Genomic DNA, 15,256 nt, shown 5'->3' with positions numbered 1-15,256 from the left:
GCCTGGTTCAACACGCTCAACGAAGCCTATGTGAAGGCCCGCTATTCCAAACATTACGAGATCAGCGCGGAGGCGCTGACCTGGCTGGGAGAGCGAACGACCGTCCTGCTGGACCTGGTCAAGGCGGTTTGCGCTGAACACCTGCAGTCACTGCAAGCCAAAGGCGCGTAATCCATACTGGCTCGCATCAACCGGCATATGGACGCCATTGCGGCCGCGGCGGGGGAGCAGTCGACCGGCCTTGCCGAGGTCAACGCGGCGGTCAATACAATGGACCAGACGACGCAGCAGAACGCGGCGAGGGTCGAGCAGTCGACGGCAGCATCCGCAGCTCTTGCAGCCGAAACGAACAGGCTGCGCGAGCTCGTCTCGAAGTTCCGCCTGGAGTCGACAGCCTCTGTCGCTTCCTCAGCGCTGCGGCACACTGCACGCGCCACGGTTGAGCCGCGGCATCACGTTGTGCCCGTTACTGCGACAGTTCGATGACGCTCAACACCCTGTGGCTGCGGACTGATGGTATTTTTCGACAACTGGTCGCAGCCAGTGCGAATAGGTCGAAGGCCAATCGGGCGGCAGGATAGAGAAGGCCGTTCCGGTAAGACTCAAGGTCGGCGAAGCGGAAGTCCGATTGGCCGAGGGCGTGAGCCATGCGCTGACCATCTGACGTTGGCCGAGAGGTGACGAGTTCTCGCAAGGTCCTCCAGGCAGACCCGATCTCTTTCGGCTTGGGGGGAGTTCTCATCGGCACGGTCGCCTTTCAGTGCTATTCTGGACTTCTGGGCATCCGCCTTCCTATGGCGGCAATACTGACCGGCGACGCGGACATTGCCCAGGACTATGCCGTCAGCCGGGAGGTTGAAGACAGTCTGCCTTCGATCGTGGGGTTGCTGCAAGGCGTCGATGCCAGCTTCCGGCCAGTTCCACATCGATCGGGATCCGCGGCCCCGTCGGCATTCGGAATGCCGACGGCTACCGAGTTGAATTCCTGACGTCGAACCGTGGTTCGGATGACTACATCGACCAGCCGGCGAAGATGCCCGCCCTCGGTGGTGCCAGCGCGGATCCACCGCGCTTTCTCGACTTCCTCATCAGGGAACCAGTCAGGACAATGCTGCTCCACCGAAGCGGTCTCCCGGTCGTCGTCCCTGATCCGTCCACAAGCTCATCGTCGCCAGCCGCCGACACACTGACGGGCAGGGTCCGGTGAAGCGAGAGAAGGATATCCGCCAAGCTGCGTTGCTCTTGAAGCCCTGCAGCAAACAAGGCGATCTGCGGACCTGGCACTCGTCTACAACGAAGTATGGGAGCGCGGGCCTGCGTGGCAAGACGGTATCCGAACCTGGGCTGGGATGCTGTCGGCACCAGATGCCGAGCGGTTCAAAAATGTCCTGGTCGAGGGCGCAAAAGAGAAACCGCGACGATATTGAACTTCCGTTTGGCGAATAGGTGTCCTCGAATCGAAAGCCAAGCAGTTGATTTGAGACGAAGTGACGAAGACCAAATAGGGAGCCGAGAGTTCGGGTCCGCTCAAGACCTTTGACACTATGCACTCGCTCGTCTGACGATATGAAATCCGGAATCGATGATCGTATTCTGTCGACTATTACCTGTTGTCCGCTGAATAATCAGCGACATTGCGTGTTGGCCCATTTCATAGGCATGAGGCTGCACGGTGGTGATCCCAGGCGTGATCTCCGAAGCAATCTCGTAATCGCCCCACCCGGCAACCGCGAGCCGTTCCGGTACCTTCCAGCCCCGGCGCCCGCACTCGAACAAGACCCCGGCGGCAACAATGTCTGTCGGGCAAATAATAGCATCAAGCTTCGGATCGATCCGGCAAAGGCCCTCAAGTGCCTTCGGCCCGGCGCCGAAGCCATCAGTCTGATCGACAAGGAAAACTCTCTCGCTGGCAAGCCCCGCCTCTTCCATTGCCTCGCGGAAAGCAGGCACGCGCTCGGTGAAGCGATGCGAGACATCGCCTTGATAGCCTACAAAGCCAATCCGGCGATATCCCCGTCCGATCAGCAGATTGGTTATCGCGCGAGTCGCATTTGCCGTCGAATAACCGACGGCCATGTCGAACGGATCGTGATGAACCCAGGATTCCACAACGGGCACCCCCGTTTTCCGCAAAAGGGTTAGCACATCGTTCTCGTGCTCATTGCCCACCAGCGCGATGCCCGCGACGCGCAGCCCGACGAAGGTCCGGATGGCAGAGGCCTCCTGGCTAAGGGTATCTGCCAATTTCAGAATAAGCTGATATCCTTCGGTCGCAACATGGTCCTGCATGCCGCGGACATAGTTATAAAAGCTTGAGTTCTTGATCGAAGGGATGACCGCGCCGATGACGCGGCTCTGACCGGAGGCGAGATTGCCGGCGGCGTGATTTGGCACATATCCCAGCTCGGCCGCGATCTGCAGGACACGGCGGCGCGTTTCTCCCTGGACCCGCTCCGGATAGCGGAAGGTGTTCGACACTGTCATCGGGGAAACGCCGGCCGCCGCTGCGACCGATTGCATTGTCACTGTTTCGTCCGATCGTGACTTTGTCATGGGTGATTAGGCCCAATCCTTCAACGCAGTGCTTAGCAAATATGCACTGCTACAAATGGCGGCAAAATGAGGAAAGCTATCCTTGACACAGCTCATGTGCAGAATACTGTAGCGCTACAAATGACGTATGGGAACGCAATTTTGCTGATCTTCTTAGGCATAGGCAAACTCGGGAACCATTCATGGCGGTAGCGGGGCGCGAGGCCGGAAGTGGGCTGTTGCTGACAGGGATCCATAAATCCTACGGCAAAGTCGAAGCCGTCAAGAACCTCGATCTGCATGTGCAGGGTGGAGAACTCGTTGCTTTGCTCGGTCCCTCGGGCTGCGGCAAGACCACGACCTTGCGCATGGTCGCCGGGTTCGAGACACCGGACGCAGGCACCGTCCGGATCGGCGACGAGAATGTTTCCCGGCTTCCGCCGCACAAGCGCCGGCTTGGGATGGTGTTCCAGAACTACAGCCTCTTTCCCCATCGTACGGTCGCCGAGAACATTGGCTTCGGCCTGCGGATGGCGGGAATCGCGAAGGCCGCCCGTGACGCCAAGATCAGCGAGATGCTCGATCTGGTGCAATTGCAGGGCAGGGGCGACGTCTATCCCTCGAAGCTGTCCGGGGGCCAGCAGCAGCGTGTCGCCCTGGCGCGCTCGCTCGTCGTTAATCCCAAGGTCCTGCTTCTCGACGAGCCGCTCGGGGCGCTCGACAAGTCGCTGCGCGAAAGCATGCAGTTCGAGATTCGCGGCATGCAGCAGCGGCTGGGGATCACGGCTCTGCTGGTGACCCACGATCAGGAGGAGGCCATGTCCATGGCCGACAAGGTCGCGGTGATGAACGGTGGCCGCATCCTGCAGATCGGCGCCCCGGCCAGCATCTATGACAGGCCGAACAGCCGCTTCGTGGCGGAATTCCTCGGCGCCTCCAACATATTCGAAGGCACCGTCGGCAACGACGGATCGAGCCTCCTCGTCTCCGGCTCTCAGGGACCGGTAAGCCTTCATCTTCCCGAACCGAATAAACCCGGCCAGTCGCTTGTTCTTTCGGTCCGTCCGGAGCGGATGGCGCTAAGGTTGGGTGAGGGTTCCGGCGGCTTTGCAGCACGCGTCGTCGGCGCGGTGTTTCGCGGAAACTATGCGGCCTATCAGGTCGAGGTTCCGGCTCTCGGCCGCGAGCTTTTCGTCTACCGGCAAGCCGACGGGCCGCTCGGTTCGACAACCTACCATCTCGGCCAGGCCGTGACGCTCGACTGGGCGCCGCAGGACGGCGTCATCGTAAGCGCGGAGTAAATGAAGAGTGACGATCATGCAGAAGAGCGGTGCGCGCATCGGGATCGACGTCGGCGGCACGTTTACGGATTTCGTGCTGTCCAACCCGAATGACGGCAGCCTGACCTACTACAAGGAGCCTTCGACGCCGGATGACCCGTCGCGTGCACTGATCGAGGGTCTGCGGTCCCTGCTCCAGAAGGCGGGACTGACATCGGCAGATGTCGCGACGCTGATGCACGGCACCACAATCGGCCTCAACGCGATCATCCAGCGCCGCGGCGCGACTATCGCGCTGGTCGTCAGCAAGGGCTATCGCGATATCCTCGAGATCGCCCGCAGCCGCATGCCGTCGTCCTTCGATTTCCATGCCAGCAAGGAAGAACCGCTGGTGCCGCGGTTGCGGATCGTGGAGATCGACGCACGCCTTTCGGCCGTAGGTGACGTCACTAAGGCGGCTGACGATGCCGAGCTGGAGCGGGTCGCCTCAGAGCTCAAGGCGCTTGGCGTCGATGCTGCGGCTCTCGTGCTGATCAACGGCTATACGGCGCCTTCGGTCGAGATCGGCATGGCGAAACAGCTTTCCGAAAAGACCGGGGGACTTTCGATCACTTCGGCGGCGGCGATCTGGCCCGAGATCCGTGAATATGAGCGCACGCTCGTTGCCTGCCTCAACGCCTACATCCAACCGCTCATGCAGCGGTATTTCGCAGGACTCAAGAAGGGGTTGGAGCGGGACGGGGTCGTTGCGCCGATCTTGGTTACGGCCTCCAACGGCGGCTCGCTCAGCCTGGCGTCAGCCGACGAGCGTCCGGTCGAAACTATTCTGTCCGGCCCGGCCTCGGGCGTGATGGCGGCGGCCCGGCTCGCCGAGGCTGCGGAAGTCAACTCCATCATCACCTTTGACATGGGTGGCACCTCTTCGGATATCGCCGTGGCCCAGGCAGGCTCGGCCGAACTTGCGACGCGCACCGACATCGGCGGTCTACCGCTTGTTCTCCCCGTGGTCGACGTCTCGGCGATCGGCGCGGGCGGCGGCTCGATCGTGTGGGTCGACGCGCACGGCCTGTTGAAGGTCGGCCCGCAGAGCGCCGGTGCCATGCCAGGCCCGGTTTCCTACGGAAGGGGCGGGATCCAGCCGGCGGTCACCGACTGCTATCTGACGCTTGGCTATATCGATCCTGCCGGCTTCCTCGGCGGACGGATGAAGCTCGACGTGGATGCGGCGCGTGCTTCGCTTGCAGAGGTCGGTCAGCGCATCGGACTATCAGGCGAAGACGGTGCCGCACTCGCTGCCGAGGGCGCTCTCGCCGTCACCACCGCCGGCATGGCGGCGGAACTCTACAAGACGCTCGCTGCGCGTGGCCTCGATCCAGCCGCGTTCGCGCTGGTACCCTTCGGCGGAGCAGGCCCCACGCACGCCAACCTTCTGGCTGCGGAGACCGGCATCGGTCGCGTCGTCATCCCGCCGGCTGCCGGCACGTTCTGCGCCCTTGGCGCTGCGGCCGCCGACCTTCGACGAGATTTCGTGCGCAGCCTGAGGCGGACCGTGGACGACACAAGCGCAGCCCTGATGCTCAACGTACTGAAGGAGCTGGAAACGGAAGGCAGTGCGTGGCTGGACCGCGAAGGTGAGGCCAGCCAGACCCGCCGGTTCGAAAGGGGTGCGGACATGCGTTATGCCGGCCAGGCCTATGAGCTGCGCGTCAAGCTGGACGAGAACTGCCGCGATGCCGCTTCGATCTCGGAAGCGTTCCACCTGGAGCACGAGCGCATCTACGGCTTCCGCGACACCCAGACGGAGGTCGAACTCGGTACCGTGCGGCTCGCCGTGGTGGGCGTCACAGAAAACATCGAGCAGCCCGAGATTCCTGCGGGCAACGGCAATCCGGTCCGCAAGGGGGAACGCAAGATCTTCCGCTTCGGCCAATGGGTCACGGCCGGTGTCTATGACCGCAACGCGCTGGGCGGCGGCGATCGCCTCCTCGGTCCGGCGATCATCGAACAGGACGATACGACGACGGTGCTTCTGCCCGGCTGGTCGGCACGCGCCGATGCTCTTGGTAACCTTCATCTTGAAAGACATGCGCAATGAAGCTTGATCCCGTCACGCTCGCCATTCTCGGCAACAAGCTCGCTGCCGTCAGCGAGGAAATGTGCCTGACGCTGCAGCGCACTGGTCGGACGCTTTATGTGAAGGAGACTGCGGACTTCGCGTGTGCGCTCGCCGGGCTTGATGGTCGCTTCTTCGCTTACCCGAGGTCGATCGGCGTGTCCGGCTTCGTCGGTCTGGAATGCGCCCCCGCGATCGCAGCCGTCGGCCCGCTTGAACCCGGTGACGTCATCCTGACCAACGATCCCTATCGGTCCGAAGGGCTGGCGACGCATCTGCCGGACCTGCACATGATCGAGCCCTATTTCCACGACGGCGAGATCGTCGCCTACGGCTGGTGCTTCGTTCATTGCTCGGATGTCGGCGGGCGCGTGCCCTCGAGCATCTCGCCGATCAACACGGAGATCTTCCAAGAAGGCCTGCGCATTCCGCCGGTCAAGCTGATGAAGAAGGGGGAGATGAACCTGGACGTTCAGCTCTTCCTCAACGCCAACAGCCGCACGCCGGACGCCAACATGGGCGACATCCGCGCCATGCTGGCAGCGCTTGCGGCCGGGCGCCGGAGGCTGGAGCAGACGATCGCGCAGCATGGGGCCGAGACGGTCGCCACCGCCGCCGTCGATCTCGTTGCCTATTCGGCCGAGAAGGCGCGCACGGTGCTGAAGCGCGTGCCGCCCGGCACCTACAGCTTCTCCGACTATCTCGACGACGACGCGGCCAGCCGCCTGCCGGTTCGCATCGCGCTTTCGGCGACATTCGAAGATGGCGAGGTCCATCTAGATTTCACCGGTACGGATCCGCAGGTCGCGACCGCGATGAACATTCCCTCGCGCGGCCGTCCCCATGCCTGGCTCACGCTGCGCGTGCTTGCGCTCGTCAACACGCTCGACCCGACGACGCCGCTCAATGTCGGCATGCTGGCGCCGGTGCGCATCACGGCGCCTCTGGGCAGCCTGGTCAACCCGCAGGAGCCGGCTGCGACCGGCGTCCGCCACGCGGCTGCCATCCGTGTCAACGATGTGCTGAACGGCGCATTCGGCAAGGCTCTGCCGGACGTGATGCCGGCCGCATCCTCGGGGACTGTGATCCCGGTGGTCATGGCGGAGCCAGACGGCCACGGCGGCCGGCGCGTACAGGTGATTGAACCGATGATCGGCGGCACCGGCGCCCGCAAGGGACGGGACGGCGTCGACGGTCGCGACAGCGGCATTTCCAACCTCGCCAACAACCCGGTGGAAACGGTGGAAGCCGAACTCGGCATCGAGATCGCCGCCTACGCCTTGCGGCCCGATTCCGGAGGGGCCGGTCAATGGCGCGGCGGCTGCGGCATGGAACTGACCTTCCGCGTGCTGACCGACGATTCCAACGTTCTCGGTCGCGGTCTCGAACGCCTTATGTTTCGTGCCTGGGGCTCCAACGGCGGCAAGCCCGGCATGCCTGGTCAGTTGATCGTCAACCGAGGGACGCCGCAGGAGCGCCATCTCGGCAAGATCGACGTGCTGACCGTCAATGCAGGGGATACGGTGACGTTTCTCACACCCGGCGCCGGCGGCTGGGGTGATCCTGCGGCCCGCGATCCGCAAGCCGTGCTGAAGGACGTCGTCAACGGTTTCGTCACCGTCGAGGCTGCGGCGCGCGATTACGGCGTGGTGATTGTCGACGGTTCCGTCGATGCGATGAAGACCGAGAGCCTGCGCAGGGATATGGTGGCAAGCACGTCCGCCAATGCTCAGGGTGTCGAGCGCGAGCGCTGGGACGAGGCCTTCCCCGCCGAAGTGATGGACAGCCTCAACCGGTCGCTCGTCATGCTGCCCAACGCCGTGCGGCAGCGCCGCCGCCGCGAAATCTTCGATGCCGTCTTGGCGGGGTTGCCCGAGGGCTTTCCCCGCGTCGCGGCCAGCCAGAGTGCCGTTGACGCCGCACGCCAGCAATTGGAGGCTGCCGCGAGCAGCCTCCGCGCATCAACCAACAAGCCTGCCACCACCTCGTAGAAAGCTTTGGAGAACTCTGATGACGATAATGAAGAGAAGAAACTTCCTCAGTGGTAGCGCCATGGTGGGCGCGAGCCTGCTGGCGGGAGGCATGCCGCGTCTTGCCAGCGCACAGTCCAAGGAAATCACCGTCACCGCCTTCGGCGGCGTTTGGGAAGAGGCTGTCCGCACCTGCTTCGTTGCTCCCTTCGAGGCGAAGACAAAGGCGAAGGCCAACGTTTCGCTCGGCGGTCCGCCGCAGTGGCTGGCGCAGGTCGAAGCCAACCAGGCCAAGCCTCCGGTCGACGTCCTGATCATGACCCCCGACCTGGCGCTCAGCGCTGCCAAGGCCGACCTCGTCGATACGTTTACGGTCGACAAGCTGCCGAACCTCGCAAAGATTCCCCAGGAACTGACGGATTCGGTCATGGGCAAAGGCACGCTGTTTGACTACGGCGTCGGCGGCATCACCTTCCACAAGGAACGCGTTTCGAACCCGCCGAAGTCTTTCGCGGAATTTGTCGATCGCGTGGCATCCGGCGAACTCATCGCCTCCGTTCCTTCCATCAGCTACGCCGTGACCCCGATCATGCTGATCTGGGCTATGGCCAAGGCACTCGGCGGCGGCGTGGAGAACGTTGACCCGTTCTTCAAGGCGATGGAGAAGATGAAGGAGAACCTTGTCTACTGGGGCGGCCCGAACGACTTCTTCAACCACTTGTCCTCTGGCGAGGCCGATGTCGGCATCTATTTCGACGGCCGCACCTGGAACCATTATGACAGTGGCGCCACTTGGATCGACTTCATCAATCCGGAAGAGGGCGGCTCACTGAATGGTGTTGCCGTGCAGAAGCCGAAGAATGCCGACCCGCTAGCCTGGGATTACATCAACGAAATCCTCGATGCCCAGAACCAGACCAAGTTTGCAGACATCATGAACTACGGCGTGACGAACACCGACGTCGTCTACAGCGAGAAGCTGAAGCCGCGCATCACGCCTTGGCAGAAGACCGCGTTTCCGCCCTACGAACAGATCGCTAAGGTGCGTAACGAGTGGGTCGACCGTTGGAACCGTGAAATTGGCCGATAGTCAATCAAAAGGCTGCCCCTCCGAGAGGGCAGCCTGCCTTACCGCCAATGGATGCAAGCGATGAGCGACACCAGCCTCCAACAGGTTCCGCCGAGCCAGCGCAATAAGCTGCTGACGCCACATCTTCTGGCCTTGCCAGCGGTTCTCTTTCTGGCCGTGTTTTTCGTGCTGCCACTCTTCGACAACGGCATGCGCAGCATCCTGTCGGACGACGGAGGCTTTACTCTTTCCCGCTACGTCTCGCTGCTGACGGACAGTTTCTATCTCGGCATCATCGGCCAGACAGTGACTCTCTCGGCAGGCGTCACAGTCATCTCGATCATCATCGGATATCCGGTTGCCTATTTCCTTGTTCGTAAGGCCGGTCGCTGGGCGGGCCTCATTATCTTCCTGCTGATCGCGCCGCTTCTAACGTCGATCATCATGCGCACGTTCGGATGGCAGGTACTCTTTGCGCGCCGCGGACTGGTCAACAACCTGCTTGTTGATCAACTTGGATTGCTGTCGGTGCCGCTGCGCCTGACAAATTCGCCGGAAATCGCGGTCGCGGCGCTCGTCCATGTACTCGTACCTTTCATGGTCCTGTCGATCGGGACCGTGCTGCAAGGCATCGACACGAGGCTCGAGGAATCCGCCAAGATCCTCGGCGCCAGCCGACTACGAACTTTCTGGGAGGTGACCCTGCCGCTGTCGCTGGACGGGATCGGGACCGGTGCCATTCTCGTCTTCATGATCGCCAACGGCAGCTTCGTGACGCTGGTGCTTCTCGGTGGTGGCCTGCAGACGCTGCCGCTGATGATCTATCAGCAGTTCAACACGACCCGCGATTTCGGCATGGCGAGCGCGATGAGCACGATCCTGCTTGTGATTGCGGTCTTCTGCCTTTTCCTGCAATTGCGCCTCGTGCGCCGCAAGGGAGCCTGAGCGATGAGACGGGACTGGATCGATATCGCCCTTGCCGCCTTCGTCGTCCTCTTCTTCATTTTCATGCTGGCGCCGATCCTGATCGTCGTCCTCGTATCCTTCACCTCGGCCGGTTACGTCTCGTTCCCGATCCCGGGCTGGTCGATGAAATGGTTTGCGCGGATCTTCGAATACCAGCCGTTCATCGATGCGCTGATCGTCAGCATCGAGATCGCCATCGGCGCCACAATCTTGTCCTGCCTGATCGGCGTGCCGGCCTCGATCTATCTGGCGCGATCCCGCAGTGCATGGGCGAACGCGGTGATGACCTTCCTCCTGTCGCCGCTGTCGATGCCGATGATCGTGATCGGTTTTGTCTCTCTGTTCTTCCTGTCCTGGCTCGGCATCGGCATATCGTTCACGGCGCTGTTGATCACCCATACGGTCGTCTGCTTGCCCTACATCGTGCGCACCGTCGCCGGCGTTTATGCCGGAATGCCGCGCTCCTATGAGGAAGCCGCAGCCATTTTGGGAGCCAACCCGTTCCTGACCTTCTGGCACGTGACGCTGCCACTGATCCGCCCCGGTATCATGGCAGGCTCCCTCTTCTCCTTCCTGACGTCGTTCGACAACCTGCCGATCAGCTATTTCTTTGGCAGCGCCGACACCAACACGCTGCCGGTCGTGATGCTGAGCTACCTGGAGAACCAGTTCGATCCGACGATCGCGGCGCTGAGCACGCTGCAGCTTCTGCTTGCCGTCGTCGCACTTCTTATCGTCGATCGTATCTACGGGATCGACAAGATGACGGTCGCGGGATGAGCATGCGCCTTTCGATCGATCACGTCGTCATCCTCGTGCCGGATCTAGATGCAGCCGGTTCGGCATTCGAGACGGCGGGCTTCCATGTCACGCCCGAGACCCGCCACACCGCCGCGATGGGCACCGCCAACCGTTGCGTCATGCTCTGTGGCAGCTATATCGAGATCATGGGCATCGTCGCGGAAACGCCGGCCAACGCCACATGGCGCAAGCTGCTTTGGCAAGGAGCGGGGATCCGCGGTCTTGCCCTGCGCAGCACCGATATCGAGAGTTCGGCTCGGCATCTGGCATCCCGCGGTATCGCGGCCGAGCCGGTCCGCCATTTCTCGCGCATGACCGACGACGGCGAACTGCGCTTTTCCATCACCCGCATCGATCCGGAGGCGACGCCAGGATTGCAGTGCCTCCTCTGCCAGCACCATACGGCAGAACGCCTCTGGCGCCCCGAAACCATGATCCACGCCAACGGTGCGGCATCGCTCGTCTCCGTCATCCTGCCGCAAGTCCAGGCGCTGTCCGCTCTCGCGACGTTAGAAAACGGGGAAGGGATGGATGTAAATGGCGGAAACAGCAGGCTTGTGCTGTCGGGCCGACGGGCGATGTACGGCGATCTGCACGACCTCTGCGACCTGGAGCTGGAGGTGATCGCCCAATGATCTCCTGGCCGACGGACAAGCCGTCCCCGCTGTGGATGTCCCTGTCGCGCGAGACGTTCCAGGCAGCGTCTCTCTCTGGTGCGATCAACGCCGATATCGTCATCATCGGAGGCGGTATCTCCGGCCTCTCTACCGCGATCGAGCTATCCCGCCGCGGACGTCGAGTGGTCGTTCTTGAAGCCGCCCGAGTAGGTTATGGCGCCTCCGGAAGGGCCAATGGACAGGTCATCTCGGCCCTGACCCGCCACGGCCCCGATGCCATTCGGAAGATCTGGCCGAGAGAACGGGGCGAACGCTTCATCCAGTTGGTGAGGGGCGCAGCCGACAGGCTGTACGACTTGGTGGATCGGTACGGAATCGATTGCGACGCCCGCCGGAACGGCTGGCTGCAGCCGGCCCATACGCCCGGCCGAGCTAAGCGCGTCGCCGGACTTGCCGCTCAGTGGGCAGCCGCCGGTGCGCCGACCGGTGCCCTGTCAGCCGGAGAGATCGCACAGCGGCTTGGAACGGATGTCTATTGCGGCGGTTGGGAGCATCGCGGCGGCGGTCACATCAACCCCTACGCCTTCACCTGCGGTCTGGCCCGGGCCGCCGTTTCTGAAGGAGCCGTCGTTTATGAAAACAGCCCCGCTACACGCCTCAAGCGTGACGGCGACGGCTGGATCGTGCAAAGCCCGGCAGGACGCATCCGCACCGCCAAGGTTGCGATCACGACGGCAGCCTATACCGGCAACCTTTGGCCCGAACTGCGGCGCACGATCGTCCCGGTGACATCTTACCAGGCGGCAACCGATCCGCTGGGTGCCCTCGCGGACACCATTCTGCCGAATGGTGAGGCGTCGTCCGATACGCGCATGGACCTTCGCTATTTCCGCAAGGATCGCGAGGGGAGGCTCGTCTCCGGCGGGGCGCTGGCCATCCAGGCCGCCGCCGGACGGCGCCTCCCTAAGATGGTCGGGCGGCGGCTGAAGGAGATGTTTCCGACGCTCCCGGACAACCCGATGACCTCCTTTTGGGGCGGGCGCATCGCCATGACCACTGACCGGCTGCCGCGCCTTCATCGGTGTGCCGACGGCATCTACGCCTGGATCGGCTGCAACGGCCGGGGACTGGCACTCGCCTGCGCGATGGCGCCTGTTCTGGCTGATGCCATCGAAGGCGTCGCGGACGAGGAGCTCGCCCTTCGTCCGAGCCCGCTGCCTCAGGTGCCGTTTCATGGCTTCGTGTCGCGCACGGCTCGGCTGATCCTGCCCTGGTACCGGATCAAGGACAGCCGTGAGATTTGAACACTGTGAGCGCCGACGGCATCAAGGAGACATCATGACTTTTTCTCTTTCCGCACTCGATCGGGCCACCGGCATGTTCGGTATTGCCGTTGCGAGCTCGAGCATAGCCGTTGGCAACCGATGCCCGTGGGCGAAAGCGGGGACCGGCGTCATCGCCACGCAGCATCGCACCGACATCCGCTGTGGCCCGCTTGGCCTCGATCTCCTTGGCAGAGGCTTTTCGGCACGCGAAACGGTCGACATCCTGGTGGCCGGAAGCGAGCATCCGAACCTTCGGCAATTCGCGGCGGTGGACAGGGAGGGGCGGACCGCGTTCTTCAACGGACCGAACATCGAATCCATCGCGACCGCTCATGAGGGCGATGCCTGCGTTTCCGTCGGCAATTTTATGGCAAACACCGAGGTCACGGCAGCAATGGTGCACGGCTATGAGGCAAGCGAGTCAGCGGTTTTCGCCGAGCGGCTTCTCGCCTCGCTTGATGCGGGCGTTGCCGCCGGCGGCGAAACCCAACCGGCCATGGCCGCGGCCCTGCTCATCGTCGACAGGCACGCCTGGCCGCTGGTGGACCTGCGCGTCGATTTTGAAGCCGAGCCCGCAAGGAGGCTGCGCTCCCTGTGGCGCTACTACGAGCCGATCGTCGACAGGTTCATCACGCAGGTCCTGGAACCGGCAACGCTGAAGCCGCTGATCCATTCTGCTCTGCAGGTGTGAACGAGACGCGATTTCTTTTCGCCACGTTGATATCCTTGAAGGTTTGAGGCATGACTGACCTTATCGATACGCTCGTCGGGGGGATCTCAGCGATCGAACCCGAAAGTTGCTGGAACGGCGCGCCGACCTGATGGCGCTGACAGAGGCAAGCCGTAAGGCGGTGCTGACGCCTGTTGAACCGGGCGATCTGTCCCGGGCGCTGCGGGCGCTGATCGCGGCTCGCGCCTCCGAGCGGCTCGGCGGCACGAGAATGAAGGACCACTATTACGAGCACTTGCCCGCTGCGGGGACTTCTTCGATCTCGTTGGACTGGTCGATGCGGATGTAAACCTCGGACGAGCCGTGGCTGCAGGCCGTGCTGGATCATGCCGACATGCCGTCCGCGCACGGCTACGCGGAATGGCATCGAGAAGCTCTACAAGGCGGGCGTCAGCGATGCTGATATCGTTCGTCTGGCCGAACTCGCGGCCTTTGTGGGATACCAGACCGGCGTCGTTGCCAGCCTGCGCCTGATGGAGGAAGTTCAATGAGCGACGCGGTTCTAGCTAATCGGTGCCATAGGCAGAGACCGGCGGCGGCTTCGCTCGCCTTTTGATTTCAGTGACCGGCAACGATATCATCCCGTGAGGCTCTGGACGAGGAGGCGGGGGCGGCCCGATGTCAAAAAGATTTGCTTCCTGCTCATGCGGCGGTCTGAGCGTGACCGTAAAGGCCGAACCGGTGAAGGTTTCGGTATGCCACTGTGCGGCTTGTAAGAAGCGAACCGGATCCGCTTTTGGTGTGGCGGCCTTTTTCAGCCGGGAATGTGCGGAAATCGCCGGCGCGTCTCAGACCTTCGTGAGGACGGGAGATAGCGGTAAACAACTGCACTTCCACTTCTGTCCTACCTGTGGAACTACGTTGTTCTGGTATCCGGAGTTTCGGCCCGATCTCATCGCTATTGCTATGGGAGCGTTTGTCTGCAGCACCGGTCTTTCTCCCAGCCAGGCCGTGTATGAGGACCAGCAGGTCGCGTGGGTCCAGCTTGGCTTTCCCTGTCAACGATGATGTTCAAAGACAAGCCAAGGCTTGTTCGCTCTGCCGAGAGGGTGACATCTATCCCGCCCATGCCACGGCATGCTCGGCACCTCAACCGGGCGGGTCAGCAATGCTGCTTTTCTCGTCCACTTCGCCAAATCGGTCTGTCATCCACCACTTGATAGAGAAAACAGCGCCGCAGATCGCGACACTGAATAGGATGGTGATCGCCATTGCGCGTGGTCCGTTGATCTTCTTCATGAAGGACAAACGATACGCTTCTCCAATCGTTCCGGTGCCCAACGGTGCCCGCAATCAGATACAAGGGGAAGTCGACGCGCCCAGCCTTGATTGTAGCGCTGAATACGCAGCCAGCCCCGTCTGCCAAGCCAGAAGGGTAGCCCGACATCAATTGAGATATTGCACGGTATGGTTTTCGCCGCATTTGCGGCATGCCTTCTGTGGAATGAGTTGTTGGGCTGGCCATCTAAGCTTCTCCGGCTTCGCCAGAGAGCCCACGCCGTCGCGACAATAAACCGATGCGCCACACTTCGGGCACTTGAAGAGAAAAAGCATGGGAAGAGCGTGCGCGAGCCACAGGGTTACGCCGGCCATAGCCCCAGCGATTCCAAACGCGTTTGAGAGAAAGTCAATCAGATAGGCGGCAGGAATGGACACGAACAGGAACCAACCCGCGTAGATCCAAGCCTTTCGGCATGCAGCCGGCGCTCCAGCTTTTGTCTCAGCCATTCGGCCGCCCGGCGACCAGCATCGCAATTGCGGGTGGCATTGCACCCGCCTGGCCGCTGGCCGGCTTCTGCAAGGAAACAGATCAATTCAATCCTGCCAGTCCCCCCGCACCTCCCAACCGGGTA

At 62.3% G+C, this 15,256-nt stretch carries 15 protein-coding genes and 3 pseudogenes; 15 read left to right on the top strand and 3 right to left on the bottom strand.

Going from position 1 to position 15,256, the window contains the following annotated elements; translation table 11 throughout:
• The 3 pseudogenes from ACMGE0_RS30325 to ACMGE0_RS30315 all read left to right on the top strand — a co-directional run.
• Window positions 1–171: pseudogene (locus tag ACMGE0_RS30325) on the top strand (nucleotidyltransferase); the annotation flags it as partial.
• 6 nt (window positions 172–177) lie between these two features.
• A pseudogene (locus ACMGE0_RS30320) lies at window positions 178–486 on the top strand (methyl-accepting chemotaxis protein); the annotation flags it as partial.
• Window positions 487–719: 233 nt separating this feature from the next.
• Window positions 720–1,446 (top strand): annotated as a pseudogene (locus ACMGE0_RS30315) (GSU2403 family nucleotidyltransferase fold protein); the annotation flags it as partial.
• Window positions 1,447–1,542: 96 nt separating this feature from the next.
• On the opposite strand, the gene ACMGE0_RS30310 reads toward ACMGE0_RS30315, so the two are convergent.
• Window positions 1,543–2,520, bottom strand: a complete 978-nt coding sequence (locus tag ACMGE0_RS30310; protein ID WP_436819600.1) for a LacI family DNA-binding transcriptional regulator — start codon at window positions 2,518–2,520, stop codon at window positions 1,543–1,545.
• Window positions 2,521–2,735: 215 nt separating this feature from the next.
• On the opposite strand from ACMGE0_RS30310, the gene ACMGE0_RS30305 reads away from it, so the two are divergent.
• The 12 genes from ACMGE0_RS30305 (at window position 2,736) to ACMGE0_RS30250 (ending at window position 14,411) form a co-directional block, all read left to right on the top strand.
• Entirely contained in the window at window positions 2,736–3,833 is a 1,098-nt protein-coding gene (locus tag ACMGE0_RS30305) for an ABC transporter ATP-binding protein (protein WP_436819599.1), read from the top strand.
• 16 nt (window positions 3,834–3,849) lie between these two features.
• Complete coding sequence (locus ACMGE0_RS30300; protein WP_436819598.1) at window positions 3,850–5,907, top strand: hydantoinase/oxoprolinase family protein; 2,058 nt, start codon at window positions 3,850–3,852, stop codon at window positions 5,905–5,907.
• A complete protein-coding gene (locus ACMGE0_RS30295; protein WP_436819597.1) occupies window positions 5,904–7,916 on the top strand; it encodes a hydantoinase B/oxoprolinase family protein in 2,013 nt (670 codons plus the stop codon). Before ACMGE0_RS30300 ends, ACMGE0_RS30295 begins: the two co-directional genes overlap by 4 nt.
• Window positions 7,917–7,935: 19 nt before the next feature.
• A complete protein-coding gene (locus ACMGE0_RS30290) occupies window positions 7,936–8,985 on the top strand; it encodes an ABC transporter substrate-binding protein (RefSeq protein WP_436819596.1) in 1,050 nt (349 codons plus the stop codon).
• A gap of 60 nt (window positions 8,986–9,045) precedes the next feature.
• On the top strand, window positions 9,046–9,909 hold the full coding sequence (locus ACMGE0_RS30285; protein ID WP_436819595.1) for an ABC transporter permease: 864 nt from the start codon (window positions 9,046–9,048) through the stop codon (window positions 9,907–9,909).
• A 3-nt stretch (window positions 9,910–9,912) separates the two neighbouring features.
• Window positions 9,913–10,710 carry an ABC transporter permease gene (locus ACMGE0_RS30280; protein ID WP_436819594.1) on the top strand — a complete coding sequence of 266 codons (798 nt, stop codon included), beginning with the start codon at window positions 9,913–9,915 and terminating at the stop codon, window positions 10,708–10,710.
• On the top strand, window positions 10,707–11,366 hold the full coding sequence (locus ACMGE0_RS30275; RefSeq protein ID WP_436819593.1) for a VOC family protein: 660 nt from the start codon (window positions 10,707–10,709) through the stop codon (window positions 11,364–11,366). The genes ACMGE0_RS30280 and ACMGE0_RS30275 overlap by 4 nt, the downstream gene beginning before the upstream one ends.
• Window positions 11,363–12,652: an NAD(P)/FAD-dependent oxidoreductase gene (locus ACMGE0_RS30270; RefSeq protein WP_436819592.1), complete on the top strand. Its 1,290-nt coding sequence runs from the start codon at window positions 11,363–11,365 to the stop codon at window positions 12,650–12,652. Before ACMGE0_RS30275 ends, ACMGE0_RS30270 begins: the two co-directional genes overlap by 4 nt.
• A 34-nt stretch (window positions 12,653–12,686) precedes the next feature.
• Window positions 12,687–13,364: a DUF1028 domain-containing protein gene (locus ACMGE0_RS30265; RefSeq protein ID WP_436819591.1), complete on the top strand. Its 678-nt coding sequence runs from the start codon at window positions 12,687–12,689 to the stop codon at window positions 13,362–13,364.
• 106 nt (window positions 13,365–13,470) lie between these two features.
• Window positions 13,471–13,692 (top strand): hypothetical protein, encoded by a 222-nt coding sequence (locus ACMGE0_RS30260; protein ID WP_436819590.1) that lies wholly within the window; start codon window positions 13,471–13,473, stop codon window positions 13,690–13,692.
• Window positions 13,693–13,729: 37 nt separating this feature from the next.
• Window positions 13,730–13,894, top strand: coding sequence for a hypothetical protein (locus ACMGE0_RS30255; protein WP_436819589.1), 165 nt, complete (start codon window positions 13,730–13,732; stop codon window positions 13,892–13,894).
• A 127-nt stretch (window positions 13,895–14,021) separates the two neighbouring features.
• Complete coding sequence (locus tag ACMGE0_RS30250; protein ID WP_436819588.1) at window positions 14,022–14,411, top strand: GFA family protein; 390 nt, start codon at window positions 14,022–14,024, stop codon at window positions 14,409–14,411.
• An 81-nt stretch (window positions 14,412–14,492) separates the two neighbouring features.
• On the opposite strand, the gene ACMGE0_RS30245 is transcribed toward ACMGE0_RS30250, so the two are convergent.
• A complete protein-coding gene (locus ACMGE0_RS30245; protein ID WP_436819587.1) occupies window positions 14,493–14,642 on the bottom strand; it encodes a hypothetical protein in 150 nt (49 codons plus the stop codon).
• A gap of 147 nt (window positions 14,643–14,789) precedes the next feature.
• Entirely contained in the window at window positions 14,790–15,131 is a 342-nt protein-coding gene (locus tag ACMGE0_RS30240; RefSeq protein ID WP_436819586.1) for a hypothetical protein, read from the bottom strand.
• Window positions 15,132–15,256: the final 125 nt, after the last annotated feature.

Origin of the sequence: Neorhizobium descurainiae (genome assembly GCF_051400715.1) — a bacterium.
Lineage (GTDB): Bacteria > Pseudomonadota > Alphaproteobacteria > Rhizobiales > Rhizobiaceae > Neorhizobium.
This window is presented reverse-complemented; position numbering and strand designations above follow the sequence as displayed.

Excerpts from the sequence above, each read along its gene's own strand:
- ACMGE0_RS30275 (WP_436819593.1), top strand. The coding sequence starts at position 10,707 with ATGAGCATGCGCCTTTCGATCGATCACGTCGTCATCCTCGTGCCGGAT.
- ACMGE0_RS30255 (WP_436819589.1), top strand. The coding sequence starts at position 13,730 with ATGCCGACATGCCGTCCGCGCACGGCTACGCGGAATGGCATCGAGAAG.
- ACMGE0_RS30240 (WP_436819586.1), bottom strand. The coding sequence starts at position 15,131 with ATGGCTGAGACAAAAGCTGGAGCGCCGGCTGCATGCCGAAAGGCTTGG.
- ACMGE0_RS30245 (WP_436819587.1), bottom strand. The coding sequence starts at position 14,642 with ATGAAGAAGATCAACGGACCACGCGCAATGGCGATCACCATCCTATTC.
- ACMGE0_RS30290 (WP_436819596.1), top strand. The coding sequence starts at position 7,936 with ATGACGATAATGAAGAGAAGAAACTTCCTCAGTGGTAGCGCCATGGTG.
- ACMGE0_RS30310 (WP_436819600.1), bottom strand. The coding sequence starts at position 2,520 with ATGCAATCGGTCGCAGCGGCGGCCGGCGTTTCCCCGATGACAGTGTCG.
- ACMGE0_RS30305 (WP_436819599.1), top strand. The coding sequence starts at position 2,736 with ATGGCGGTAGCGGGGCGCGAGGCCGGAAGTGGGCTGTTGCTGACAGGG.
- ACMGE0_RS30265 (WP_436819591.1), top strand. The coding sequence starts at position 12,687 with ATGACTTTTTCTCTTTCCGCACTCGATCGGGCCACCGGCATGTTCGGT.
- ACMGE0_RS30285 (WP_436819595.1), top strand. The coding sequence starts at position 9,046 with ATGAGCGACACCAGCCTCCAACAGGTTCCGCCGAGCCAGCGCAATAAG.
- ACMGE0_RS30270 (WP_436819592.1), top strand. The coding sequence starts at position 11,363 with ATGATCTCCTGGCCGACGGACAAGCCGTCCCCGCTGTGGATGTCCCTG.
- ACMGE0_RS30295 (WP_436819597.1), top strand. The coding sequence starts at position 5,904 with ATGAAGCTTGATCCCGTCACGCTCGCCATTCTCGGCAACAAGCTCGCT.
- ACMGE0_RS30280 (WP_436819594.1), top strand. The coding sequence starts at position 9,913 with ATGAGACGGGACTGGATCGATATCGCCCTTGCCGCCTTCGTCGTCCTC.
- ACMGE0_RS30300 (WP_436819598.1), top strand. The coding sequence starts at position 3,850 with ATGCAGAAGAGCGGTGCGCGCATCGGGATCGACGTCGGCGGCACGTTT.
- ACMGE0_RS30250 (WP_436819588.1), top strand. The coding sequence starts at position 14,022 with ATGTCAAAAAGATTTGCTTCCTGCTCATGCGGCGGTCTGAGCGTGACC.